This window comes from Pedobacter sp. PLR, assembly GCF_026239675.1.
Taxonomy (GTDB): Bacteria; Bacteroidota; Bacteroidia; order Sphingobacteriales; family Sphingobacteriaceae; genus Pedobacter.
On record NZ_JAPIVQ010000001.1, the window covers coordinates 308915 to 335284 of the forward strand.

The window sequence follows — 26370 nt, forward strand, 5'->3', positions numbered from 1 at the left end:
ATTCCATCTCATTTTCTCCTCCAATTCATCTTTTAATCCAACACTTATGGCAACCCTAACTACCGAATGGATCGAATTACTTCCTGTATTTGGTGCGGCTAAGATTGACTTCGCAGACAGTTATCTGATGCAGGAACAGGCTCCTGATCTGATCGCTTATGCGCTGCCAGCAGTATTTATCCTGGCCCTGACCGAGTTTCTACTGTCACATTTTGGCACACATAAAACCTATGAAAAAGAAGAAACGATGGGTTCTCTGCTGGTAGGAATAGGAAATCTGGTGGTCAATATCCTGATGAAAGTCGTATTAATTTATGGCGCAATCTGGATTTACAACCTGTTGCCATGGCGCATGGAAATGAATTGGTGGACTTTAATCCCTTGTTTCGTCCTCTACGATTGCTGTAGTTACTGGTCTCACAGAATCTCCCATTTCAACCGTTTCTTTTGGGCTACTCATGTGGTGCATCATTCTGCGGAACACTACAACCTGACAGTTGCTTTCCGTCAGAGCTGGGTGCAACATTTCAAGACCGTGTTCTTTATTCCGGTGGCGTTAATGGGTTTTCATCCGGTAATCTTTTTAGTCGCCAGTCAGCTGAGTACGCTTTATCAATTCTGGGTGCATACTGAAGCCATCGGGAAGTTGCCTGCCTTTTTTGAGAAGTATTTCGGGACACCTTCCAACCACCGCGTACATCATGGGAGCCAGGAGAAATACCTGGATAAAAATTTCGGAGCTACTTTTATGATCTGGGATCATTTGTTCGGTACTTTTCAATATGAAGAAGAGCAACCAATTTATGGGCTGACTACTCCCATCGGAAACAAAACCAATCCTTTTGTACTGAACTTCCATGAATACCGGGATATGTTAAAGGATGTCAAAGAAAGTGATGGTATCAGGGAGTGTTTGTTTTTCATTTTCGCCAGTCCGGGGAAAATATACCGACATAAATTGAATAGAGATCAACAACCAAAAGGGGCTAAAGAAATCCATTCCAAAACAACGGCAATTGTATTGATGATTATGCTGCTGCTGACTCAGGTAGTGGATGCCCGGCCTTTAAAAAACACGGAGCGCCTACCCGTTCCCAATGGGAAAAATCTCTTGTTCTTTCTGCAAAGAACACCTGACGCGAATACAGTCGTTTATGAGCTTAATTTCAAAGAAGACGGGCAACTTGACCCGGAAGCACCTGTTAAGGGCTCCTGGATCAGATATGAAGAGCAGGGACGATTAAAACCGCTCACGAGCATAGAACAGAAGTTCGCTTATGGTGTAAAATCAAAAGCATTGGGAAATGAGGTGTTTGAAATCCGGCTGGCGGCTTATCAGAAGATGCCGATGTACCTGATCAAATCTGAAAACGACCAGCAATATCACATCTACATTAAGGATGAAGGGCGTAACCATTTATTGAAACGGGTATTTGTAAAAGTTAAAGGGGGTTCATTCTGGTTTCCAAAAGTCGTTTACATTGACCTGATTACGACTAATTCTGAAACGGGAATAGAAATGCTTAAAAGAATTGCCCTTTAAAGATTTGGCTGTTATGACATAGCATAAGTGAAAGAAACTAATATATTTGACTAGAACTATACGTGTGAAGTTAACCGATCCCCTATCCCCAAACCTGGAACAATACGACGATGTCGCTTTTGAGCAATTGTTCAAAATGCATTATAAGGCACTGCACGCTTATGCTTTTGTCATGCTGAAAGACCATGATACCGCCGAAGAAATGGTTCAGGGGATGTTTATGAAATTCTGGGAAAAACGTGAATTGCTAAATATACAGTCCTCCGTAAAAGCGTACCTATATAAATGTATTTACCACGATTGCCTGAATTTCCTCAAACATGAAAAGATCAAATTCAAACATCAGGAATATACACAGCATAGCATCCCTCATCCATCTGAGCCTGCTTCTGCCAGAGTAGAAATGACTGAATTAAAAAATAACCTGAGTCTGGCGATGAATGATTTACCCGAGCAGTGTAGAACCATTTTTCAAATGAGCAGGTTTGAAGAACTCAGGTACCGGGAAATTGCAGATCAGTTAGGGCTGTCTGTTAAAACCGTAGAAAACCAAATGGGCAAAGCACTCCGGATATTGCGGTTAAAGCTATCCGATTTCCTTGCCCTGATTCTGTTAGGAATCATGTACTACAAAGATTTTTTTAATTAACACCATGGCAATGACTGATGAATTATTGATAAAGTTTCTATTGAAAGAAACCAGTGAGGAAGAAACCACTGCTATTGAAAAATGGCTGGCTGCCGATCCTGCAAATGTTTCTGCGTTTTTAGAATTGGAGAAAATTTGGGAAAGCAGTCAGTTGCTGGCGCCAAAAAGCCCGGTAAATGAAGAGCTGGCCTGGCTCAGCTTCAAAGAAAAACTGAATAAAAAAGAAAAGGTTGGCCTGCTGCAACACAAAAGCGCGGTACCGGATCAAAACGTAGTATCACTCCAAAGAAAGTATACCTGGATAAATGTAGCCGCCGTATTTATTCTGGCTCTTGGCGCATGGGTATTTTACAAGGTATTGACACCAGCGCAATATATGGATCTGGCCGCAAACCAGGAAGTCATCACCCAAAAACTACCTGATGGATCAGAGCTGACTTTAAACAAGAAATCTGCCCTCAGTTATGCTTCTGACTTTAAAACAGACCGCAGCGTTCGTCTGGATTCAGGTGAAGTATTCTTTAATGTGGCTCCGGATAAAAGCCATCCTTTTATCATAGAGGTAGATCAGGTATCGGTGAAAGTGGTTGGAACTTCCTTTAATGTTAAACACAAGAACCAGCAAACGGAGGTCATCGTAGAGACCGGGATTGTGAAAGTCAGCCTGAAAGGCGAGACTATAAATCTTGTGGCCGGAGAGCGGGTTCTCATCAACTCTTCCTCAGAAAAACTACTGAAAGAACGAAATCAGGACCAGCTTTACAACTATTACAGAACCCGGACTTTCGTACTGAAAAACACCCCGTTATGGAAGTTCAGCGAAGTATTAAATCAAGCTTATGATGTTAAAATCACGGTAGATCCTGCCATTAAAAACCTGACTTTAAGCACCACACTGAAACTCAATGAGACTTTAGATTACAACCTCGGGATTATTTGTCAGACTTTAAATTTAACCTATAGCAGTAAAGGCAAAGAAATCCTGCTGACGAACAAAAAGTAATGAAGACCAATCTATCCGTAATTTTTTTATTCTTTTTCAGTGTTGCTTCAGCACAGCAAGCTCAGACAACGGGCAGCGCTCAGCGGAATCTTTCCAGACTCCTGAGTTTTACGGCGAAACAGGAACCTGTCAGTCAGGTGCTCGACAAGATGAGTAAAGCAGGAGATTTTTATTTTGCTTACAATGGCGCCTTATTTAACCAGGATAGCCTGGTCAATATGAACATCAGAAATGTACCTGTCCGGACGGTTTTAGACCAGATGTTTCAGGGAAAAGTAGATTATAAAGAAAGTGAAAATTACATCATCCTACGTTATGCGGTTAACCACCTGACCATTGAACCGGAAACCATCACTACTGCCGACAACCTTTACCTGATTAGCGGTTATGTAGTTGATACGCAAACGGGCCGAAAGGTGAAACAGGCCAGTGTTTATGAGAAAAGATTGCTTCAATCTACTTTGACAGACGACAATGGTTATTTCAGGTTGCGTTTCAAAGGGGAACATAAAGAGGTGATTTTGACTGCCAGTAAGGAGACCTACCGGGATACTGCTCTGGTTTTCTTAGCAGATATCACCATCAAACCGGAATCTTATGATGATCCTGATAAAGAAAACGGGGCTATATTTTCAAATGCGATTGAAGAGTTGGGTATTAGCAGGTTTTTCATTTCTTCGGCACAAAGAATTCAAAACCTGAATATCCCGAACTTTTTTGCGAATACGCCTTTCCAGGCATCCCTCACTCCGGGCTTAAGTTCTCATGGAATGATGAGTTCCAGAGTTGTCAATAAATTCTCTTTAAATGTCATTGGCGGTTATACTGCCGGTGTGGAGGGTTTCGAAATGGCGGGCTTGTTCAACCTCAATAAAGGAGACGTAAAAGCCCTACAGGCGGCTGGTGCTTTCAATGTAGCTGGTGGTTCTGTAACCGGCTTTCAAATCGCCGGACTACACAATGATGTGCGGGGGAATACCAGGGGTTTTCAGGCGGCCGGCGCATTAAACGTAGTGAAAGGCAATGTGGAAGCCTTTCAGATTGCAGGGATTACCAATCTGGTAAAGGGCGATATGAAAGGTTTTCAGGCAGCAGGTGCGCTCAATGTGAACAGTCGCGGGAAAAACGGCTTCCAGATTGCAGGATTGGGAAACATCAATTCCAGAAACTCCAGAGGGATAGAAATTGCCGGATTGGGAAACATTACTTCAGGAACATCTTCGAGCCTGCAGATCGCCGGTTTATTCAATTATGCAAAGAAGAATACCGGTTTTCAGCTTGCTCTCCTAAACTTTTCAGATTCCTCTACAGGAACCAGTCTGGGCTTGATCAATCTGGTGCAGGATGGTTATCATAAGATCAGTATTTCTACCAATGAGTTGGTGCAGACAAATGTGGCTTTAAAAACAGGAAATGCCAATCTATACAATATCCTTTTTGCCGGAAAAAGCTATTCGGACACGGCAAAAATAGCCACTCTTGGTCTTGGTTTTGGCCATGATGTTATCTTCAGCAAGCACCTCTCCCTTGCTCCTGAGCTCAGCTTCCAATACCTCTATCTGGGAAACTGGAAATATTCCAACATCTTAACTAAGTTCCAGCTGAATTTGCAGATACAGTTATTTAAAGGTTTTACGCTGTTTGGCGGGCCTTCTTACGCTTATTATAACAGCGATGCACCCGCTGGTGCAAGCGCTAAGAATTACAAGCAAGATGTTGTGCCTGCTAAACACCATAGTTTTAGTGGCAATAATAAAGGTTGGTATGGATGGAATGCAGGGATAACTCTATTCTAAGGAGCTTTTTAAGGTTTTAGATTAGCAAATCCATCAGGTCTTTCATGCCTTCAACTGCTGTCTTTTGAATTTTAATCACCTGATGGCTGTTTTTTACTTTTGGAATGACAGGGTCGATGATGTAGGTCGGACTAAGTGCAGGAACGAAATCAATCAGCCCTGCTGCCGGATAAACCGCCAGGGAGCTACCTACAAGCACGAATACTTCTGCGCTGCTGCAAATGAATGCTGCTTCTTCAATCATAGGCACTGGTTCTCCAAACCAAACCACATGTGCACGAAGTTGTGTTCCCAGTTCACAAAGATCACCCATTTTCAATTCCCAACCGTCGATTGGATAGGTTAAATCAGGGTTTATATCCGACTGTGAACGGGTGATCAGGCCATGTAAATGGGTTACCCTGGTAGAACCTGCTCTTTCATGTAAATCGTCCACATTTTGAGTGATGATGTGTACGTCGTAATCTGCCTCTAATGCCGCCAGTGCTTTATGGGCTTCATTAGGTTGTGCCGCCAGCACCTGTTTTCGGCGCTGGTTATAAAAGTCCTGAACCACTTCGGGGTTTTTGCGCCATGCTTCAGGCGTAGCCACATCATAAATATTGAATCCTTCCCATAGCCCATCCGTATCCCGGAAGGTTTTCAATCCGCTTTCTGCACTGATTCCGGCGCCGGTAAATACCACTAGTTTCTTTTTCATGGGGAGGTCGATTGAGGTATGCTATGCTACAAACAGCTTGAATCAAAGATAACTAAAATACCGTGCATGAACCAGGAGGCGGAGATTCCGGCCTCCCAAAATGGCATCAGCATCTGGTTACATCAGCTGGTTAACGAAAAAATCCCGGGAGGTTGAAGAGTTTCCTCTGCAACAATCCCGGGATTGCTTATGATTTTGCTTACTATTTATACTGTTTTAGCTAAACTTAAAGCTGGGTATTTAACTTTCAGGGCTTCAAATGCGCCGAACATTACTGCTCCATAGGCTACTGTGCCATAAAGGAAGTTTAATTCGAAAGGAATTGCATTGATTAAGCATTGTCCGTAACCAGCTAATGTAGCAGGGTAAATGCTTGGTGCATACATTGGGCCGATATCACTCAGGATCCAGTGTAAGAATACACCAATGAAAGAAGAGGCCATAAAAGTACCTACATTCACTTTTTTCATCATCAGTTTACCAACTGCCACCATCGCGATAATCGCAATGTATGTCCAGTACCATCCCGCATAGAAGAAGCCGTATCCTGACATTTTTGCAATAAAAATATCGCTCAGCACCAATACTAACATCGGGAAAGCAAATGCTTTAACATTGTTATTGAAATATGCGCCGCCAAATAAGGCAATAGCTCCTACAGCTGAGAAATTAGCCAGCTCTTTAAAGTCGCCGGATAAAGGGGCTGCAATACGGATAATGCTTACAAAGATGATAATCATTAACAGGATTATCGAACGCGGGTTGAATTTAGATTCAGACATATTCATTTATATATTATAAAACAAAGTTATATTTTTTCCACGGCATAAAAAAGCCCTTGATGACAAGGTTTAATGGAAAGCAAACATCGAAGGGAAATGATAACCAGTAAATGGAACTGTTTTCTTCAATGCTCCTGTTTTTGCATCATAAATATTCAGGTTGTTAGTGGCAGAACCTGCTCCCCATCCTTCTACAAAGGTAGTCGTAACAATCTGATCCGCTTCTGCATAGTAACCAAGGTTCTTTTTATAGAAAACCTGTTTATCAGCAACTGTAATGAAAGGCTTGTCTAAAGAAGATTTATCACCGGAAATATATTTATAAATTTCCTTACCTCCACCCCATCCACCAGGGAGTTTGATCATGAATACCGCGTTTTCTTTAGTAGAGGCAATGATTGGCGAAGAAAACCAGGCATTATAAGTAGTATAAGTGCTAAATGGCAATTCTATCGTTTCTGTTTCTAAAGTTACCGGATCTGATTTATACAGGTTTTTTCCACCTGTGAACCATACTTTACCATCTGGTGTTTTTACAAAACCCATGGTTACGCCAGCGATTTTCTTTTGAACAGACAGGTCGGAAACATTATAAATTACCGCACCTTCTGTTTGAGAAAGCGTATAGATATATTTATCTGTTTTCAACATATCGCCCATTTGTCCTTTAGAACCCAGCAATTTAGCAGAAGGCTTGAAGGTCTTTAGATTCACTAAATAAACGCCATCACTGCTGCTCAAAAGGCCATTGTTTTCGTCTATGCCGACAAATGCACGCCAGTCATACTCCGAAGATCCAGGGATTCTGCCTACTTCTTTCATCGTCTTTGCATCCGCTACTACAACTGGTCCTCTAACCTTACTGATGACATATAAATTCTTATTGAAAACCGTACCATATTGTACCGTTGAGCTTGCCGGCTCAAATCCTTTTCCAACATTCTCTTTTTGGAAAACACTATCTTTCAGCGTTCCACTAGCCGCATCATAAAATGATACTGACCCGGTTCCATGACCAAACCATCCTTCATTGATAATAAAAAAGCCATTTTCATATTTTCCTGCAACTTCTGTTGGGTCTACGCCAATAACTTCAGGGGTATCTTTCTTACATGAGATTAGTGCAGCCGATAATACAGCTGCTACTGCTAATCCTTTAAAACTTGTGATCTTCATTTAGTTGGTTGAATTGTATTTGTATATTAGTTGGTATTGTTGACTTTGTTAATTGCATATTAATCCGTTTTACCGAACACTTTTTTGTTGTTCCATAAAACGGATTGCTCATTTGGGTTTAAGGTGCTACTTTGATCAGACTGATGTCTTCTACGCCGACAACCTCTGTAGATAGTTCTCCCAACCATCCCATATTTGCCTGTACACCTGTTTGGATTTTAATGAAGTTGATTCCTTTCAAAACCACTTTCTTTCCGGCTTGATCTACCGCATTTGCGATGTCAACTTTATCACCACCGAATGTATTATCGGCATAACCCCAGGCGAATGGTACGCTGGTGATCATGGTAGGAACTGTCATGTTTATATTTGTAGAAGGCAATTTAGAGCCCTTTAACGTATATTCTGTGATCAGTTTTCCGTCCTTATCTTTCATGACAGGGAAATAGGCTTGTCTATGAAAAGTGTTCGTTTCGACAACACCAGTCAGGCCATCGCTATCTTTCCATGGTACCGGATCAGCATCGGCTGCCGGCTTGGTATAGGTCACAGCATAACCGCGCTTATAGGAAGGCTTACTGAATTCGCTACCTGCAACTTCATACCAGGTATCATCTGCCAATCCATTTCCATTGGTATCCTGCATCACCCATACGATGCCCGGTTCTGCAAATTCAGGTAGTGGGTTTCCGTAAATAATGATATCGTCTTTATCGGCCTGGTTGATCACCATGTGGTCGAAACCGAGCACAATTGATCCGCCCCATGCGCCAAGACTAACCAGTCCTTTTTTCCCAATGACCGAATTTGCCCCTTCTATACTCCCAAGACTCTCATTGATAAATTGTCCGGGAGCCGGTAGGTATTCGATTAATTTAGAGACAAAGCTAGTGCCCACAATCGGTATTGGTTCTGGTGCTGGATCTGAGTCTTTAGAACAGGAAGCCAGGGTGGCAATGCCTATAAAAGCCAGGTAGTACTTAATTTTCATTATATGATGATTTTAGATATGATTTAAAGGGTTTTAATAACCGTATTGGAATACGGCCATTTTAGGAACAGCTCCTGTTGCAAAAGAGAATAACTGTTTACCCGCTTTAGTATAGCAAGAGATTGCGCCAGCATTGGTATAGTCTTTTCCATCAGTTACATAAAAAGTATTATCTAATGGATTTAACGTTACTGAGTAAGCCGAAGCGATGCTCGTAGCAGTACCATCCGTGATCAGATCGTTTCCTAATGCACCGGTAGTGGTGTTGAAAGATTTAATATAAAGCGCAGGATTGTAACCAATCGCAAATCCTGTTGTTCCCGTGATGCTCAGGAATGCAAGTCCTAAATCAGAACCCGTACCAATATTAGTATCAGAAATACTGTTTAATCTGTCAATTGCTCTTGGAATGTTTGGATATTGACCGGAAGTCTGCACAAATAAATCACCGGTAGATGTAGCGAAAATTGCTGTTGGATTAAGGGCAGTAGTGATTTCTTTCAGTTTGCTGAAAGTATTCAGGTCGACCACAGATACAGAAGAGTTAGTTGGAGAAGGGAAGAATATATGCATAGAATTGGTCACATAAATTTTGTTGTTTACAATGGCCAGTTGCTCTAAAGCACCACCTACAAGTAATCTGCTGTCGATAGTTAAACTCGCAGTATCCAGTTTAGTCAGTTTGCCATCATATCCGGAGATATAGGCTTTGTTTTTATTGAACACGATATTCCTTGGCATATAGCCCCCTTTATCATCTGAAAAAGGAATACGTTTTAACGATTTCCCGGTAGCAATGCTGATTACTTCCAGGTAAGAATCTTTAGCGCTAGCCGTTGTTCCGGTGATTACGCAATACATTTTACTACCATATTGCTTCAGGTCGTTCGCATTAGCACCCAGTGCAATACCATTTTGTGTTCTAAAGTAATCGTTGTCTAATTTCTTAGTACCGATTTGATAATAACTGATGGTACTTGGGCCACCTGCACTATAGGCACCTTCGTTTAGCACATATACGCCGGTTGTAGTTAAAGCTGAAGGTTGGATCTCAGGTAATTGATCTTTTTTACAAGCGCTGAGCGATAAGAGGCCTGCTGTAGCAAGCAAAAGAAATAATCTTCCGTTTTTGGTCATTGAGGTATTCATGTTATCAGTGTTGTTTAGTTTTATTTAATGTTGTTTATATATTCTTTACTTAATTATTTATATACCATGGCAAAATGGGCAGGAATGTCTCCGGTAACCACCGACCATTTCTTTTTTCCTGCCGGATCAAAGCAATACAACACCCCCGGGGAAACATAATCCCGGGCATCCGTTACAAAAACTTCTTTGGTGTATTTATCGACTGCAATACCATAAGGAATCATAATATTGGCTTCCGTACCATCGGTGATGAATTTCTTGTTCAGGATTTTTTCGTCTTTTACATCGAGCATCCCATAACTAAGGCTGAACTTTCCGGTATTGCTGCTCCATTCTGAGCCATATAAATAAGCGACATCATCATCAATAACCATATTACTGGCACCAATATCAAAACGTGTTTTGACTAGATCAGTCTGAGTATCAATCACAAATATTTTAGAATGAATATCCAGATAATTCCCTCTGGAAGTCACATAAAGATCTCCGTACTTATCTGCTTTTACGCGATGTAAATTGATGGCAACTTCGATGTTCCTGACTACGGTAAACGTATTTAAATCAATCACAGAAACTCTGGTATCATAATTTAAAGGGGTATATCCTCCGGAATTGGCAACATATAGCTTTCCTGCGACTATCGCCATTTCTTCCGGCTGTCTGCCTACTTCTATTCTCTTTTCTTCCTTCAGTGAGGCTGTATCGATTTGTATCACTACCCCATTTGGCGCATTCGGCACGCCGACTTTTCCGAGGTAAGCACTTACATAAGCTTTTCCATCCTTGAAAGTAATGTAACGAGGATTAGTCACGTTAATCTGCTGAATGCGTTTACCGGATTTTGCATCCAATACTTCAACTTTGTTAGAAATATTGACAACGATATAAAGCTTTGATCCATAAATCCCGACATCATTAGCTACATCTCCCAACCCGTTGATTTGTGCAGGATTCATTTGATTGTAAGTATTTCTTCTATACACACCGGTTGAAAAGTCCATGTAGTCCAGGGAAGCTTTATTCATCCCCATATTGCCTTCATTTACCAGGTAAAAACCTTGTAACCGGCGCGAAGGATCTGCTGGTATAACCCCTTCCTGCTCCTCAGGAATCACCTGTAAGTCCTTGCGACAAGCACCCAAAAATGAGGTCAGCAAGATCAGCAGTAAACAGGTATATCTGCTATTATTGGCTTTCATTTTATTTACAAGTTTAGTCATCATTTACGCATTGGTTTAATTTCATTTCCCTGGAGATTTAATAATCATAGGTTAAACTGAATCGATAAGATCGACCAGGCATCGGGTAATTCGTAATGACCGCATATGCCTGATTTAACAGGTTATTTACCTCCGCGGTAAGTCTTATTTTTCTTTTCTGGATCTGCGTATTGTAGTGCATCGCCAGATCATGGGTATAAAAAGGTTGTACGTAGTTTTTTGGAATATTGGCACTTTGATCGTAGCGTTCGCCGGTATACATATAGCTATAGTTCAGTGCAAATTTCTTGTAAGACGCTCCTGCGAGGAAAGTACCGTTATGCAAAGGAATATATGGGATCTGATTTTTATAGGTAGTAGATTTAGGATCCGCATCGATTGCCTGTTGATAGGTATAGCTGAGGCCTAAACTTAAATTAAATGCCTGCGCCAGTTCCCAGGCGGATTGAATATTGACGTCAATGCCTTTTATCTCTACTTTTCCTAAATTTCTCATACTCCACATGGCTTGTGAGGTTCCCGGAACTGCTACAATCTTGTCCTTTACCTGATTAAAATAGGCATCGGCCTGAATAGAAAATTGTGTTAGTGCGCGGTTTTCATATCCTTTAATATAAGTAAAGCCGAGGTCATATTGTTTGGTGTATTCCGGACGAAGTACGGTAAACTGGTAAAAAGTATAATAGAGGTCGTTAAAAGTTGGCATCCGGAAAATGCTCTTATAAAAGGACCTGATTCTGAATTCCTTTTGATCGAAAGGCTGCCAGGACACCATCACCGTTGGTGTGAGCTCATTTTTAGTACCTGCTGAGGGGCCGGATTTCACTTTATCACTGACTACTGTACTCAGTAAATTGGCTTGAATATCGAACCTGTCGAAATGTAGCCGGGTGGCCAAAACGTTCAGTAAGGTGTTTCTGGTGGGGTAAGCAAAACGATCCAGATTCGCGTTCATATCATTGAGCTGATAATCTGCCGACCATACCACATCCCAGTATTTATTAATTTTCAATTTATTCGCCAGGGAGAAGTAGAATTCCTGCTGATGATAAGTATTGTTCAGAAAACCTGAAGTGGTCACAATATCCGGATTCAGGTAGCGCATGTAATCATTTGAATATTTGGCGGAAGCCACCAGACTGTATTTCCCGATGTTCTTTTCATAGGCGGACTGTGCAAAGAAGTTTCGGTTCCACATCCGCTGAGAAAAACGGAAAACATTGGCTACGATTGCTCCGGGTAAACCCTGATCGTCTTTATAACCATATAATTTTACGCTCCATTTACTACTGTCGGCCAGGAAGCCGTTTAGCCCCAGTTCCAGGCGCATCGTTTCTACATCTCCATCGGTACGTACGGCCGTGGTATCATATACACCGTTCGTGATGCGGTATTTATAACGTCCGTTTGCTTTTTTTAATTCTGCACTAACGGTACTGTAGGTGCGCTCGCTCAACTTACTTTGCCACAATATCGATGGATTTAACAAGCCAAAAGACCCTGTTCTGAACGCCGCTTTTATACGGTTACTTCTACCAGGTTCAAAGTTTGGCTGTCTGGCTTTGAGGTATAAGGAACTTGCCGAAGCAAAGCCTTTTGCGGACTGCAAAACACTGCTTTTCTGTCCGTTGTACAGTTCAATCTCTTCTATATTGTCTAATGAAAATTTACCCAGATCTACCTGCCCGTTTTGTGCATTCCCCAACTGTACACCATCATAAAATACTGCGGTATGGTTACTCCCCATACTGCGCACATTGATGGTTTTTAATCCGCCAATTCCGCCGTAATCTTTCAGCTGTACACCGGAAAAATAACGTACTGCATCAGCAACAGAAAGGCTGTTCAGCTTTTCCAGTTCTGCACCGGAAAGAATTTGTAAGGGAGTAGAAGAAGTTTGACGTCTGCTGAGTTTGATGGTCTTGATCTGTACTTCTTTTAAAGCGTTTACCTTTTCCAGTTTTAACGCGTTTAGCTTTTCCAGAGAGTCCTGCTTTGCCGTTTTAACCGGATGAGTTTGGGCCTGTAAATTTAAAGGCACAGCTCCCCCGACACCGGTAAGGGCTAGAAAAGTAAAAAAACAAGCGCTGATGCCTTGATGGGCAAATTTGTTTCTTCTCATTTTTGTTGTGAGTTATTTACCCACAGCAAACAGTTAGATCATGGAAATGAAATACAGTAAATAAGCACTCACTCCAAGCTTCAATCCCCGAAAGCTATGAAATATTATACTTATGGCAGGTCTTCTGACTTACTCCCGGTGATCCTGCCTTCCCAATCTGTTAAAAAAGTGGCTTTGATTTGAATACCGTTATAGAGCTTACAGCTGCGGGACAGTTACGGATTCACACCGTATTCCCTTTTAATCCCGGTAAAAAGATTACCGGGAACCAAAAGCGTGGCAAATGTACTTAATTATCCGACTAAGAACAAACTTTCGTCATTGACATCATACTTGAAAGGGGGATTGCCTTTACTTTTAGCCCCTGCTTTACCTCTGCAACCTGCTTTCTGAACCCTACCTCTACCTTTGCATCCTACCTCTACCTTTGCACCCTACCTCTACCTTTGCATCCTACCTCTACCTCTGCACCCTACCTCTACCTCTGCACCCTACCTTTACCTCTGCACCCTACCTTTACTCCCGGAAAAGGAGTTTACTGCGATGTGGCTTAGAAAATTTTGCCCTCTTCCGGGCAAAAGATTTCAGCCACCGAGCAGTAAGCTCCTTTGTATCTCTTCTAATTTTGCCATTTCCTCCTCACCCAACACCGGAAACTTAAGGTTCATCTCTTTTAAATGATGTTCAAGAATCTGGCTAATCAACAACCTGGCGTACCATTTTTTATCCGCAGGAATGACATACCATGGGGCCTGTTCTGTAGACGTTTCGCCAATGGCTTCCTCATATGCGCCCATATAATCTCCCCACTTTTCCCGCTCTGTAATATCCGAGGAAGAGAATTTCCAGTTTTTAACCGGGTTCTCTATCCGCTCTAAAAATCTTTCTTTTTGTTCATCTTTGGAGACATAAAGGAAAAACTTGATCACCAGGGTACCATTATCAGAAATGTGTTTTTCAAAATTCCTGATACTTTCATATCTCCTTTTCCAAAACTTATCGTCCAGTTTCTTTACCGCATCATAGCCCGGGATTTTCTCATTCAGTACATATTCCGGGTGAACTTTACAGACGAGTACATTCTCATAATGGGACCTGTTGTGAATTCCGATACGCCCTCTTTCCGGTAAAGCTTTATAATGACGCCATAAAAAGTCATGGTCATATTCTTCAGAAGTTGGCGTCTTAAAACTGTATACCTGACATCCCTGAGGATTTAATCCGGACATCACATGTGCAATTGCGCTATCTTTTCCGGCAGCATCCATTGCCTGAAATATAACCAGAACAGCATGACTATCGGCGGCATATAAAGTTTCCTGCAATTTATTCAGCTCTTCTTTAGTCAGATCCAGTTCGGCTTTGCCAGCATCCTTTTCCAGGTCACCGGTATAACTGGTATTGTGCTCTTTAAGTGAAAATTTCCTTCCGGGAAGAACCCGTGATTTTTCGATTTCCTTTTTCATTGGCAGATAGGTTTCTTTACAATTTTCTTTACAGAAGTAGAACGTTGTACTGCCTCAGAATGTTTAAATTAAATAATGCTTAAACTTAAAGCACTGAACTATTCTCGAAACAGAGGGCAAAACCCCCATTTAAACACCGATTTGCACTTTTCGGAGGGAAGAGGCTAACGGCGGCGGTTTTCATAGCTAAACAGACACTCAGACATATTGTAAAAATATATCTCTTTTTTAGTCCTGTTTCGTGTAATGTATTCATCAATTTTCTCACTTCCGTAAACAAGCGGTGTGAATTTTCACAATGTGAATTACAACTTGAAGAGTTACTCATTTTATGGGTTAATATTTATCTAACTTTATTCTAAGAATTCCGGGGAATATCAATTAGTTAAATCATTTAACCTCCTACAAAATGAAAAATTTAACCTTTGCTTTACTCATTTCGCTGACTATACTAGGCTGTGCACCACAAAGGGACCTGGTTTATTTCAGCAACCTTTCAAAAGTCTCGAATGATCAAATTCAAAATGCACCAGAGTTGAAACTTCAAAAGAACGACCAGCTGAGCATCTCACTCACCAGTTTAAATACGGAATACAACGTACTATTTGCCAGTGCAAATGCCAATAACAGTAATACGCCAATAAACAGCAAGGGCGGATTCAAGGTAAACAATGCGGGGAATATAGCTTTACCACTGGTTGGCGACGTAAAGGTGGAAGGATTAAGTCTGGAAGAAGCGAAGGCTCTAATCACTCAGGTATTAAAAAGACAGATTAAAGATCCTTATGTAGATCTTCAATTAGTCAATTTCAAGATCACAGTTATTGGAGAGGTGAACCGTCCAGCGTCATTGAACGTTCCGGGGGAACAAATTAACTTATTGGAAGCTTTAGGTATGGCCGGCGATATGACTGTTTACGGCAAAAGAGAAAACGTACTGGTTATCAGGGAAGAAGATGGGGTACGTAACATGGTCCGGTTGAACCTTAATGACAAGAACAGCTATTCTTCTCCGTACTTCAATCTAAAACAGAATGACATCGTCTATGTGGAGCCGGACAAGGCTAAGGAAAAACAGGCCAATCCTAACAATCAGTTGATGCCTATCGTATCTACCCTTGTTTCGGCGGCAGCAGTAATCCTTACCATAGTCTTAAGATAATCCGTTCTATTTTAAACCGAAAAAACATGAACTCACAGTTTTATCAAAAAGCACCTTCTGCGCTGGAAAACGCAAAGGAAAACATATATCAATACTTAAAATACTGGTATATCTTTCTAATCGCCTTTATCTTATGCCTTGCCGGCGCCTTTCTTTACTTGCAAACCCTTACTCCAAGGTATAAAGTTAGTAGTACTTTAATGGTTCAGGACGACAGAAAGGGACAAGGAGAAGTTAAAGAAAGTGCATTTAGCGACCTGAATATGTTCCGGACCGATCGGAAAGCGGACAATGAGATGGAAGTACTGCGCTCCAGAGATCTGATTTATAAAACATTAAAAGCGCTCTCCTTAGAAACGTCTTATTTCATTAAGGGCAGCTTAAAAAACGATGAATTATACGGAAAAAATTCACCTTTAAAAGTGACACTTCTTGGTGTAAACGCTAGTGGATACCTTAAAAAACCAGAGGTAAGCCCATACAGCGACAGTCAGTATACTTTAACTGATAAAGACCAGAAGTGGATATTATCATACGACAGTGTGGTTCAAAAACCGGGTTACAAAATCATTGTCAGCAAAGGTCAGGCTTTTCAGCGCTTTACTAAACCAGTGATGTTGAAATTCAAAAACCTGCATCGCATGGCCGAATCCTATAGCTTAGCGGGATTAATAGTGTTACCGGTTGTTAAAGATGCCAATACCATTAACATCAGTCTAACGGATAACATCCCTCAAAGAGGCCTGGATATCCTAAATGTACTTATCAAAACCTATAATCAGGAAGATGTGATCAGAAAAAATCTGATCGCTGTAAATACCATCAAATTTATTGATAAACGACTGACTGCCTTAAGCCAGGATTTGACCGGCGTGGAACATGATGTGGAAAATTACAAACAAAACAACATGGTGACTGATGTCAATACTGATGCGCTAATGAATGTGACCAAATCTGGTGAATACGGGCAAATGCTGTCTACCACAAACACACAGCTTAATGTCCTGTCCTCGCTTGAAAAGTACCTCCAAAACAACAACTTAAACGTTGTTCCCAGCGCATTAAACATCAACAATGCGACCTTGAATGACTTAACTGCTAAATATAATGCAACACAGCAGGAAAGGGCAAAAATGCTACGGACTTCCGAAGAAAGCAACCCATTGGTACAAAACCTGACCGCACAGCTGGTCAGTTTAAAATCGAACATACAGGAGAACCTTCAGAACATCAAAAGGGGCTTACAAATTGAAAGAAACAGTCAGCAGGCGATGAGCTCAAGATTTAACTCTAAGGTGCGTTCGGTACCCGCAGTAGAGCGCGGTTTACTGGAAAGAACCAGAGAGCAAAGTGTGAAATCAGGATTGTACAGATATCTGTTACAAAAAAGGGAAGAAACCACACTTTCCTTATCAGCCACTGTTCCTACCTCTCAAACGATTGACAAACCTTCTTACAACAGCTTACCGGTATCACCAAAAAAGGAATTGATTTACCTTTGCGCCTGCTTTGCAGGACTTCTGATTCCGGGTGCATTCATTTATGGCAGATCAATACTAAATAATAAAGTCCGCGATGTAAAAGACATAGAATTCCTGACTGGCGTACCGGTTCTAGGCATATTAAATCATGTCGAAAAGAATGAAGTAGCCGTGATAGACCACAATAGCAGGTCTACCATTACTGAGCTGTTCAGGTACATCAGAAGTAACCTTAATTTCATGAACAATGGTCTGCCTGACCAGGTCATGTTGGTCACTTCCTGTATGAAATCTGAAGGAAAAACATTTTTCTCTATCAATCTTGGACTGACGTTGGCTTCTGTAAATAAACGGGTCGTGCTACTGGAATTCGATATGCGTGAGCCACAATTGCTTCAAAAACTGCATTTAAACTCAAAAATGGGTATTACTGATTACCTGCTAAACCCAGATGTTACGATAGATGATCTCCTGTCAAATTCCAGGAAATACCATGATTTAATTGTGGTGGATTGCGGGCCGATTACGAAGAGCCCTGCTGAGCTGATGATGCATCCAAAAATTGGCAGGCTGGTGGAGGAGTTGAAAAGCAGATTTGATTATGTCATTATTGATACTGCTCCTGTTGGCCAGGTTGCTGATGCTTTCAGCCTCTCTCCCTATACTGACCTGAGCATTTACCTGATACGCTATAACTACACTGACAAATTACAACTTAACATATTAAAAGATATTATGTATTATAAAAAACTGACTAACCCTATGGTCGTATTTAATGATGCAAAAGTTGAGAACAGTAATACCTACGGCTACGGCGGTTTTGGCTACGGTTATGGTTTTGAAGTCTCAAAAAACTAGTAAACAATCACCCCTGATTTAAGTGCTTCCCTACCCTACTCATGTAAGTGATGTAGCGAAGCTCTGTCCATTTTTTTTTACAGTACTTATGAATCTTTTTACAAAAAAAACTTCTCGACATGGAAAATCAATTCGGCTCCAGATGCACATGGAGCAGACACTGGCTTGTAATTTACACCCGCCCAAGGTGGGAAAAAAAAGTAGACAAATTATTGAAACTGCAGGACATTAAATCCTACTGCCCGATCCGAAGCGTTACCAACCAATGGGCCGACAGGAAGAAAATTGTTGATTTACCTCTTTTTAGCGGTTATGTATTTGTTTGGATAAATGAGCGTGAAGAATATAAAGTCCGACAAACATTAGGGGTATTAAACTTTGTTTATTACATGGGAAAACCTGCGGTAATCAGAGATAAGGTCATCGAAAATATTGAAGAATTGATGAGTAAAAATGTGGAATGTGAAATCATCAATTCGCAGGAAATCAATCTTGGTGACCGCGTCCGAATTAAACACGGCATCTTTTACAACCAGGAAGGAACCGTCATTAAGGTGCATGGAAAACACGTTTTAATGCTCCTGGATCATTTAAACTGTGCAATAGTCAGCAGTGTCCCCATTGCTGATGTGATGTTGAATACGGCAATATAATAAGGTTCCGGCTCATCTCCTGAGCCGGAACATCAATTTCTATATCCCTTTTCTACTTTCCGAATACGATCGATGACCATTGATGTCCCACATTAATGGCCGATGCTTCATGCAATAAAAGATTCACCATTAAACTTAAAAACATGATTCCTGTAACCAAACCATTTCTTCCAAAGGAAGATGAATTTAAAGAATACCTTGACAGCATTTGGGAACGTCAATGGCTCACCAATAATGGTCCTTTACTCAATGATCTTGAACTAAAGCTTAAGCAATATCTGAATGTAAATCATATGTTGTTCGTGTGTAATGGCACTTTTGCTTTACAACTTGCCATTAAAGCATTAGAGCTGACCGGTGAAATTATTACCACGCCATTTTCTTATGTAGCCACAACCAGCAGTATCGTCTGGGAAGGCTGTAAACCAGTATATGTTGACATCGACAGCGAAACCTTTAATATCGATCCAACCAAAATAGAGGCGGCTATAACCCCGCGTACCTCAGCTATCCTGGCAACACATGTTTATGGGAATCCATGCGACATTGATGCCATCCAGGCCATCGCAGATAAACATGGCTTAAAAGTTATTTATGATGCGGCACATTGTTTTGGTACGCAGTACAAAAACAAATCTGTATTTGATTACGGTGACATCACTGCAACCAGCTTCCATGCTACAAAATTATTCCATACCATAGAAGGAGGAGCTGTATTTACCCGTGACCCGGATCTTTTAAAGAAAATGCAATATATCCGGAATTTTGGTCACAGCACCCCCGAAACTTTTGCAGGATTAGGTATAAATGGCAAAAACTGTGAATTTCATGCGGCTATGGGCTTGTGTAACTTAAAATATGTAGATGAGATTCTGGAAAGAAGAAAACTCTTGTCTCTTCATTATTATCAGCGGTTAAGTCAGATCAAAGGAAGTTTTCCAAAGCTAAACAAGGACAAGGATTACAATTATGCCTATTTCCCTGTATTGTTTGAAACTGAGGAATTAAGACAGCGATGCACAGAAAAACTTGAATTGTCAAAAGTGTATTGCAGAAGATATTTTTCTCCTTCCCTATCCACCCTACCCTATGTAGACCCGGTCTCCATGCCTGTTTGCGAAGACATTTCCAACAGGATCGTTTGTCTGCCACTGTACCATACTTTAACACTTCCTGACCTGGACATGATTTGCCGTGTCATTTTAAGGACTCAGAATTATGAAGATGTGACCCCGGTTGCGACAGATAATTTTGGCATACTCGTGACCAACAAAATCGCAACAGAAATTAACGACTTAAACGCCGTTACCAAACCAAATACACCCATGTAATCAACTTAAACTAGACAAATCATGAACATTCCATTCTCACCCCCGTTTATTGACCAAAATGTAATCAATGAAGTAATGGACACGCTTAAATCCGGCTGGATTACTTCCGGACCAAAAGTATTGGAACTGGAGAGAGAAGTGAAACGGTTAACCAAATCTAAGGCAGCCGTATGCATTAACTCCTGGACTTCTGGTGCAATTATGATGTTAAAGTGGTTTGGTGTGCAAGAAGGAGATGAAGTAATTATACCTGCTTACTCCTATTGTGCTACTGCTTTATCTGTACTACATTGTGGTGCAACTCCGGTAATGGTTGATATAGCTGACGATCTCACCATAGATCCCCAGCGGATTAAAATGGCCATTACTCCAAGAACAAAAGCCATCATTGCAGTTGATATTGCGGGTTTACCCTGCGATTACAATACCATCAAGACTTTAATCAGAAGTGCCAGGATCAGAAGCTTGTTTGTTTCGAATTCAGATGAGCAGCGAAAACTCGGCAGAATCCTTTTGATTTCAGACGCGGCACATTCTATAGGTGCCTCTTACATGGGCCATTCCGCCGCTTTAAGTAGTGACGTTACCATTTTCTCTTTTCACGCTGTGAAAAATGTTACCACCGCTGAAGGCGGATGTGCCTGCTTAAACCTACCAGGTAATTTTGACCACGATGAAGAGTATAAGTTTCTCAAAATATTCTCCTTAAATGGTCAAAACAAGGATGCTTATGCGAAATCAAAGGGGGCAAACTGGAAATATGATATTTTATACAAAGGCTTAAAAATTAATATGCCTGATATCTGTGCGGCGATAGGTTTAGCACAAATCAAGCAGTACAAGCGCTTCTTAATGCCGGAACGTAAAAAGATCGCGGAAAAGTATTGCAGCATTCTAAGTAATTATGAATGGTTTATCCCTCCAACATTAAAAGACTTTTCAAGAGAATCCTCTTACCATATCTTCCCAATGCGCATCAAGCACATCACGGAGGCACAGAGAGACCATATTATTGAAGATATCGTAGCGTTCGGGGTAATCGTGAATGTTCATTTTATCCCTATGCCTATGTTAAGCTATTTTAAAAAAACAGGGTATAATATCGTGAATTATCCAAATAGCTATAAACAATATGCCTGTGAAATCTCTTTACCTATCTATCCAACGCTATGTGATGCAGACACTGACTACATTATTGATGCAGTGATTAAAGCGGTCCAGTCGCAAATGATACAAAGCAAACACAAAGAATTATCCCTGGTTAAATCATCGTATTTACCTGGATAGAATTTCTGTTTTTTCCGTCTCGTGATAAAAAAAAGGATGTCTTACAGACATCCTTTTTTTTTGCCTAAAACCGAGATGCCTTTTGACGCCAGAAGATCAGCTATGGATTAAATAAATACTTACAGCAGCAGCCTTGATGGAGAATAAGCATAAAAAAAGGCGTCCAAAACGTTTGGACACCTTTTCAGCGTTTAGCTGAATTGATTTTGCAGAATAATGCAAGTGGGGGTAATTACTCGTCGGACCTCATGTCAGTATATTGTTTAGGATATCTCTCGCTCAATAGCTCATTGTATTTTTCGAGCAATTTGATGTACTTATTCATCCAATAATTTACAGCGGTTGAGTAATTCGCTGTTGAATTATCCTCGTTACTCATTAGATCCTGCTTCTTCTCTCTAGCTTCTTCCTGTAAACGAGCAAAGTCATCCGGAAACTCTTTAGAAAAATCATGGTTTATGACATTTCCAATTTTACAAATAATATCAAAACTTAAAGACTCCTGATCGAACCAATTATAAATGGTTCGTCTACTAACGTGTAATTTCCTTGAAAGTTCAGTGATCCCCATATGATCCTTTCTTACAACATGTTCAATTACCTGACCTACATTTAAATTCATAGTAAAAAGTTTTATTGATGATAACTAGAATTGAAGGGATGAGATCTGTATTAAAAATAACAAAAAAATGACAATAAAACAAGAGAAAAAACAACAATTAAAAAGTATTTATCATTCCTACGGGATATTGATCTATATTCTCGTATTTTGAGTTCTTACTCTTAAAATCTGGAATGATTTCCTTCATTTTTTTAACCATTGCGTAGTCGTTATTCGAATTATTTAGCAATAACAGCTCTTCAATTACACTTTGCACATAAAAGATACTGTGGTTAATGATTTTCGATATCTTAATTTTTGGATGATAGGTTGGTATGGTTTGTTCTTCGACCATTAAAAGTTCTTCATATAACTTTTCTCCCGGTCTTAGTCCGGTAAATATGATTTTAATGTCCTTATCGGGTACTAATCCCGCTAATTTGATCATACTAATGGCTAAGTCCACAATTTTAACCGGATCTCCCATATCAAAAATATAAATCTCTCCCCCATTGCCCATTGCAGCGGCTTCCAGTACCAATTGCACCGATTCGGGGATGGTCATGAAATATCTTGTGATTTCGGGGTGCGTCACTGCAACTGGTCCGCCACGCGCGATCTGTGCTTTAAACCTTGGGATAACTGAACCATTGGAACCCAGAACATTACCAAATCTGGTGGTTATAAATTTAGTCCGGATTTCCGTTGGCTGGACGATTGTATTTTCATCTGATATAGTTAAGTTTTTATCATTGTTCAGGGATTGAATGTACATTTCTGCGAGGCGTTTAGAGGCCCCCATGATATTGGTTGGCCGCACGGCTTTGTCTGTGGAGATCATTACAAATTTCTCAACGCCATATTCTATGGCGAGGTCTGCAATATTCTTTGTTCCAAGTACATTGGTTAAAATGGCTTCAGAAGGATTATTCTCCATCATCGGTACATGTTTATAAGCCGCTGCATGAAAAACAATCTGGGGTTTATATTCCTCAAAGATCGTTTTCATCCGGCATCTATTCTGAATATTTGCCATAACAATATGAGTCTTTGCCCCTTTAAAATCATCTTCAATCTCAAGCTGCAGATCGTGCAAAGGCGTTTCGGCCTGGTCACACAACACCACAAACTCAGGGTTAAACCCTATAATCTGACGAACAATTTCGGAACCTATTGATCCGGCAGCACCGGTGATCAGGATACGTTTGCCCTGCATTTCCCTTAAGATATTATTCTTAGTCAGCACGATAGGCTCTCTATGTAATAAGTCCTCTATTTTCAGGTCTTTGATTTGATTTAGGGTGAGTTTACCGTACAGCCATTTATCAGATTGTGGTACGGTAACTACTTTTATTCCTAATTCAATGCACTTATCAATGGTCACTTTCTTTCCATTGATGTTTAAATCATCCCCTATAAACAATACTTTCTGTATGTTAAATTTATGCTTTAAGGCTTCGATGGATTTGGAATGGTATACATTTTTCTGTTCAATGTGTTTGTTTATTTTATCTGAATTGTCATCTACAAAAGCAAACACATTCAAATTATTCGAATTCCCTCCTTCCAACGCTTTTTTAACCAGAATGGAATCGCTCCCTGAGCCATAAATTAGAATATTTTCTTTTTTATCGCAAGGCTCCATCGTTTTCATATAGGAAAAAAGGCTTTTTACAGCAACCCTTAAAATAATCAGGAGTGATGAAGACACGAAGAAATTCATAATCATGATCTCAGGAAACCATTTTGAAGAAATTTCAAAATACTGCATCAACAATAATTTGCTACCAATGGTGAATATAAAACTGGTTAAAAGAACCGCCAGAAAGATCCGTATGATATCCTGAGTATTGGAATACCTGATGATACCGGTATGGATGCGCATCCCTATAAATACACACACAGCAATCATGCTATAGAAAGCAGTATACACCAGGAAGTTAGAATTAAACAATTGTATATACTCAAACTTATTGATCAGCATAAAAGACATAAAAAGTGTCCAGGATATGATGATCTGATCAATCATTAAAATCAACCAACGTGAGTATGTTTTGTCGCGAAATAGGAGCCTTTTCATAATATTAGATTTTAAACTATTAAATGAAGACAACCGTAGGTCAGAAAATTAGTTACAGCCCGGTATAGTGGAAAGAAATCAATATTGACGTTTATGTTGATTCCCTTTTTTTCGACCAGAGACTCGTAAACTGAGGGATTAACTATATATCTAAAACTTTTATAATCCATAAAGAGATCGGAGAAAGATGATTTCCATTTAAATAAAGAATCATCTTTAAAGCCTAGTCCCCCACCCAGATTCATATATTTCATGCCCTCCCTTCGGCCAATTAAAGTAATTTCATCTACTAAAAATTTAGCTGGTGACTCCTTTAGATAAGCATTTTTAGTCGCAATCAAATGCCCCTGAATTATGCCATGTGTTAAAATGATAAGGGTTCCACACATCACCTCGTCACCAACATAAACCAATAGGAGGCGACAATCAAATTCAACCGAATTTACTAAATCCAGAAAATATTGCCGGTTAAACAGGTAATATTCTGTAGAATTAATGCGCAGCATATTTTCTTTATAAATTTCAATAAAGAGGTCAATGTCTGCTAATTCCTTAGATTCTTTGATCCAAAAACCTTTTGCCCAACTTTTTTTAATCGATCTAAAGGTCTCCGGCTTATATTTTCCACGTTGCACCTCAATCGGTAAAGTCAGGTCTATTGCCACAGTTTTTCCATTTTCATAAACACCATTAAAAAGATTGATCAACCTATCCTGAGGAAAAAAAGGATGAAGTCTGGAGAAGACAGATATGATTTTCTCTTCTGTAAGAAAATTTAAAAATGCGGTTTTAAAGTTATGTAATAACGTTGCATTTATAGTCTTAATTTCTTTATTGGCAATGGGACCCGGATAACCATAAACAGAACATAAATCAAAAAAACCGGAATCAGGAATTCCCCTTTTAATCAGTGGAAATGCAATAAAATCGCTATTTTCCTCATAAACCAATAGCATAGCAATACCACTATTGTCCAGGGTATGATACTGCCAGGTATGGTAAAAATCATGAACATAAGCATTTTGGACATAGAAGTCCCAATCCTTTTTCTGAGATAATGTGATCGTTTTAATCATGATTATTAATTTAGTGATGAAAATAAAAGAATAATGAGCTTAATTCAATTTGTATTGCCCTACGAGTTTGTTGTCCTCAGGTACGGCTTCATTTCTTAACGGACTAAACAATACGTCTACTTTGCTCGTGCTGGCGCTTCTCAATTTATAGGTTTGATGATAAAGCCACAACGAGGTAAACAACACCAGGTAGTTATCAAAATAATTATGAGTGGTTAACATAAAGAGAACCAGCGAAAAAGACAGAAAAAAGATAGAGGGATTCTTCTTAAAGAAATGCAATCCATTTACTAAAATGTAACCATAGATCCATAGAAAATAGAGCAGTACAAAGATTCCTGCTTCCCCTGCTATCATCAAAAAGGTATTGTGCACGCCGAGCTTAACCACAAAACGATTAGTCTCTACTCCAGCACTTTGACCACTAAATGAATGGTATCCGTTTCCCCAGATGGGGTGGTCTATGATCTTATCGTAATAAAGTGCCCAGGTTTCTGTTCTGGACCCTTCCTTTAAATCATTGTCGATTTTTCCGTCAAGAATCTCGGAGAAAGCGTTCAATCTTTTAAGATTAAGGTCTAATTTATTCCCAAATGAAAGAAATACTGCAAACAAAGCTACGCAAGCCAGCATTCTATAAATATTCTTATAGCTGATGAATAGAGATAAAAGATTGATCAGTACCCAGATGAGTAAAAATGTTCTCGAAAAAGTAACCAGTCCGGCGATAGAGAATAAAAGCTGTCCAACGAACCTGATTTTCTTTTGCTCAATTGATAAACCAACAGCATATCCCAAAATACAGGCACAACCTGCCAAATTTGGATTTAAATAAAAACCACTGTATCTCCCCCCAATCCCAATCACAAAGGCAGCTTCATAAAGTATACTTAAACTGCCAATCAGTAATATGCAATAGATATCTATACCTTTAACGTCCCTAATGACGCTCGGCGCCATAATGATAAAAATAAAATACTTTATAAAGGTGACCAGAAAAGTATCTGAAAATTGCGAACTGACCATCAAAGAGATGAAAGAAAATAAAACACCAAACACCAAAAAGGGAATGATCGGTTTTTCTTTTTCACCTAACAAATAATAGCCAATGATTAAAAGAAAGATACTATAACTGAGCATAGAGCCAACTCCACCATCGAAGTGAATCAGAGCATAACTTGGCAGATTGCAGAAAATTAACAGCAAAATAGCGAGCTTAATTAGTTTCATAACTATTTTTTTTA

At 40.0% G+C, this 26370-nt stretch carries 21 protein-coding genes and 1 riboswitch; of the genes, 9 read left to right on the forward strand and 12 right to left on the reverse strand.

Going from position 1 to position 26370, the window contains the following annotated elements:
- Positions 1 to 46 precede the first annotated feature (46 nt).
- The 4 genes from OQX61_RS01315 to OQX61_RS01330 are packed head-to-tail and all read left to right on the forward strand — an operon-like array spanning position 47 to position 4991.
- The gene (locus OQX61_RS01315) at positions 47 to 1543 is read left to right on the forward strand and encodes a DUF4833 domain-containing protein (protein ID WP_265839834.1); all 1497 of its coding nucleotides are present in this window, start codon (positions 47 to 49) and stop codon (positions 1541 to 1543) included.
- Between the two features lie 46 nt (positions 1544 to 1589).
- Positions 1590 to 2192 (forward strand): RNA polymerase sigma-70 factor, encoded by a 603-nt coding sequence (locus OQX61_RS01320; protein WP_265839835.1) that lies wholly within the window; start codon positions 1590 to 1592, stop codon positions 2190 to 2192.
- Between the two features lie 10 nt (positions 2193 to 2202).
- Positions 2203 to 3195, forward strand: a complete 993-nt coding sequence (locus tag OQX61_RS01325) for a FecR domain-containing protein (RefSeq protein ID WP_265839836.1) — start codon at positions 2203 to 2205, stop codon at positions 3193 to 3195.
- Positions 3195 to 4991 carry an STN and carboxypeptidase regulatory-like domain-containing protein gene (locus tag OQX61_RS01330; RefSeq protein WP_265839837.1) on the forward strand — a complete coding sequence of 599 codons (1797 nt, stop codon included), beginning with the start codon at positions 3195 to 3197 and terminating at the stop codon, positions 4989 to 4991. Before OQX61_RS01325 ends, OQX61_RS01330 begins: the two co-directional genes overlap by 1 nt.
- Before the next feature lie 16 nt (positions 4992 to 5007).
- On the opposite strand, the gene OQX61_RS01335 is transcribed toward OQX61_RS01330, so the two are convergent.
- The 8 genes from OQX61_RS01335 to OQX61_RS01370 form a co-directional block, all read right to left on the reverse strand.
- Positions 5008 to 5691, reverse strand: a complete 684-nt coding sequence (locus OQX61_RS01335; RefSeq protein ID WP_265839838.1) for a Sir2 family NAD-dependent protein deacetylase — start codon at positions 5689 to 5691, stop codon at positions 5008 to 5010.
- A gap of 206 nt (positions 5692 to 5897) precedes the next feature.
- On the reverse strand, positions 5898 to 6479 hold the full coding sequence (locus OQX61_RS01340) for a DUF6580 family putative transport protein (RefSeq protein ID WP_322973517.1): 582 nt from the start codon (positions 6477 to 6479) through the stop codon (positions 5898 to 5900).
- Between the two features lie 63 nt (positions 6480 to 6542).
- Positions 6543 to 7649, reverse strand: a complete 1107-nt coding sequence (locus tag OQX61_RS01345) for a DUF5074 domain-containing protein (RefSeq protein WP_265839840.1) — start codon at positions 7647 to 7649, stop codon at positions 6543 to 6545.
- Positions 7650 to 7767: 118 nt separating this feature from the next.
- A complete protein-coding gene (locus OQX61_RS01350; protein ID WP_265839841.1) occupies positions 7768 to 8640 on the reverse strand; it encodes a cell surface protein in 873 nt (290 codons plus the stop codon).
- 33 nt (positions 8641 to 8673) lie between these two features.
- Complete coding sequence (locus OQX61_RS01355; RefSeq protein WP_265839842.1) at positions 8674 to 9789, reverse strand: DUF5074 domain-containing protein; 1116 nt, start codon at positions 9787 to 9789, stop codon at positions 8674 to 8676.
- 53 nt (positions 9790 to 9842) lie between these two features.
- The gene (locus tag OQX61_RS01360) at positions 9843 to 11012 is read right to left on the reverse strand and encodes a DUF5074 domain-containing protein (RefSeq protein ID WP_265839843.1); all 1170 of its coding nucleotides are present in this window, start codon (positions 11010 to 11012) and stop codon (positions 9843 to 9845) included.
- 34 nt (positions 11013 to 11046) lie between these two features.
- Complete coding sequence (locus OQX61_RS01365; protein WP_265839844.1) at positions 11047 to 13131, reverse strand: TonB-dependent receptor; 2085 nt, start codon at positions 13129 to 13131, stop codon at positions 11047 to 11049.
- Between the two features lie 96 nt (positions 13132 to 13227).
- Positions 13228 to 13419, reverse strand: a riboswitch (cobalamin riboswitch).
- A 296-nt stretch (positions 13420 to 13715) separates the two neighbouring features.
- The gene (locus tag OQX61_RS01370) at positions 13716 to 14597 is read right to left on the reverse strand and encodes a polyphosphate kinase 2 family protein (RefSeq protein WP_265839845.1); all 882 of its coding nucleotides are present in this window, start codon (positions 14595 to 14597) and stop codon (positions 13716 to 13718) included.
- Positions 14598 to 15006: 409 nt separating this feature from the next.
- Here OQX61_RS01370 and OQX61_RS01375 point away from each other — a divergent pair, with 409 nt between their 5' ends.
- The 5 genes from OQX61_RS01375 (at position 15007) to OQX61_RS01395 (ending at position 21369) form a co-directional block, all read left to right on the forward strand.
- Entirely contained in the window at positions 15007 to 15759 is a 753-nt protein-coding gene (locus tag OQX61_RS01375; protein ID WP_265839846.1) for a polysaccharide biosynthesis/export family protein, read from the forward strand.
- Positions 15760 to 15785: 26 nt separating this feature from the next.
- Entirely contained in the window at positions 15786 to 18098 is a 2313-nt protein-coding gene (locus tag OQX61_RS01380) for a polysaccharide biosynthesis tyrosine autokinase (protein WP_265839847.1), read from the forward strand.
- A gap of 119 nt (positions 18099 to 18217) precedes the next feature.
- Positions 18218 to 18751 carry a UpxY family transcription antiterminator gene (locus OQX61_RS01385; RefSeq protein ID WP_265839848.1) on the forward strand — a complete coding sequence of 178 codons (534 nt, stop codon included), beginning with the start codon at positions 18218 to 18220 and terminating at the stop codon, positions 18749 to 18751.
- A gap of 143 nt (positions 18752 to 18894) precedes the next feature.
- A complete protein-coding gene (locus tag OQX61_RS01390; protein ID WP_265839849.1) occupies positions 18895 to 20082 on the forward strand; it encodes a DegT/DnrJ/EryC1/StrS family aminotransferase in 1188 nt (395 codons plus the stop codon).
- Positions 20083 to 20103: 21 nt separating this feature from the next.
- Positions 20104 to 21369 carry a DegT/DnrJ/EryC1/StrS family aminotransferase gene (locus OQX61_RS01395; protein ID WP_265839850.1) on the forward strand — a complete coding sequence of 422 codons (1266 nt, stop codon included), beginning with the start codon at positions 20104 to 20106 and terminating at the stop codon, positions 21367 to 21369.
- A 232-nt stretch (positions 21370 to 21601) separates the two neighbouring features.
- Here the strand turns inward: OQX61_RS01395 and OQX61_RS01400 are convergent, their stop codons facing one another.
- From OQX61_RS01400 to OQX61_RS01415, 4 genes are all read right to left on the reverse strand, one after another.
- Positions 21602 to 21991, reverse strand: coding sequence for a helix-turn-helix domain-containing protein (locus OQX61_RS01400; protein WP_265839851.1), 390 nt, complete (start codon positions 21989 to 21991; stop codon positions 21602 to 21604).
- Positions 21992 to 22088: 97 nt separating this feature from the next.
- Entirely contained in the window at positions 22089 to 24050 is a 1962-nt protein-coding gene (locus tag OQX61_RS01405; protein ID WP_265839852.1) for a nucleoside-diphosphate sugar epimerase/dehydratase, read from the reverse strand.
- An 11-nt stretch (positions 24051 to 24061) separates the two neighbouring features.
- Positions 24062 to 25126 carry a GNAT family N-acetyltransferase gene (locus tag OQX61_RS01410; protein ID WP_265839853.1) on the reverse strand — a complete coding sequence of 355 codons (1065 nt, stop codon included), beginning with the start codon at positions 25124 to 25126 and terminating at the stop codon, positions 24062 to 24064.
- Positions 25127 to 25165: 39 nt separating this feature from the next.
- Positions 25166 to 26356: an O-antigen ligase family protein gene (locus tag OQX61_RS01415; RefSeq protein ID WP_265839854.1), complete on the reverse strand. Its 1191-nt coding sequence runs from the start codon at positions 26354 to 26356 to the stop codon at positions 25166 to 25168.
- Positions 26357 to 26370 lie beyond the last annotated feature (14 nt).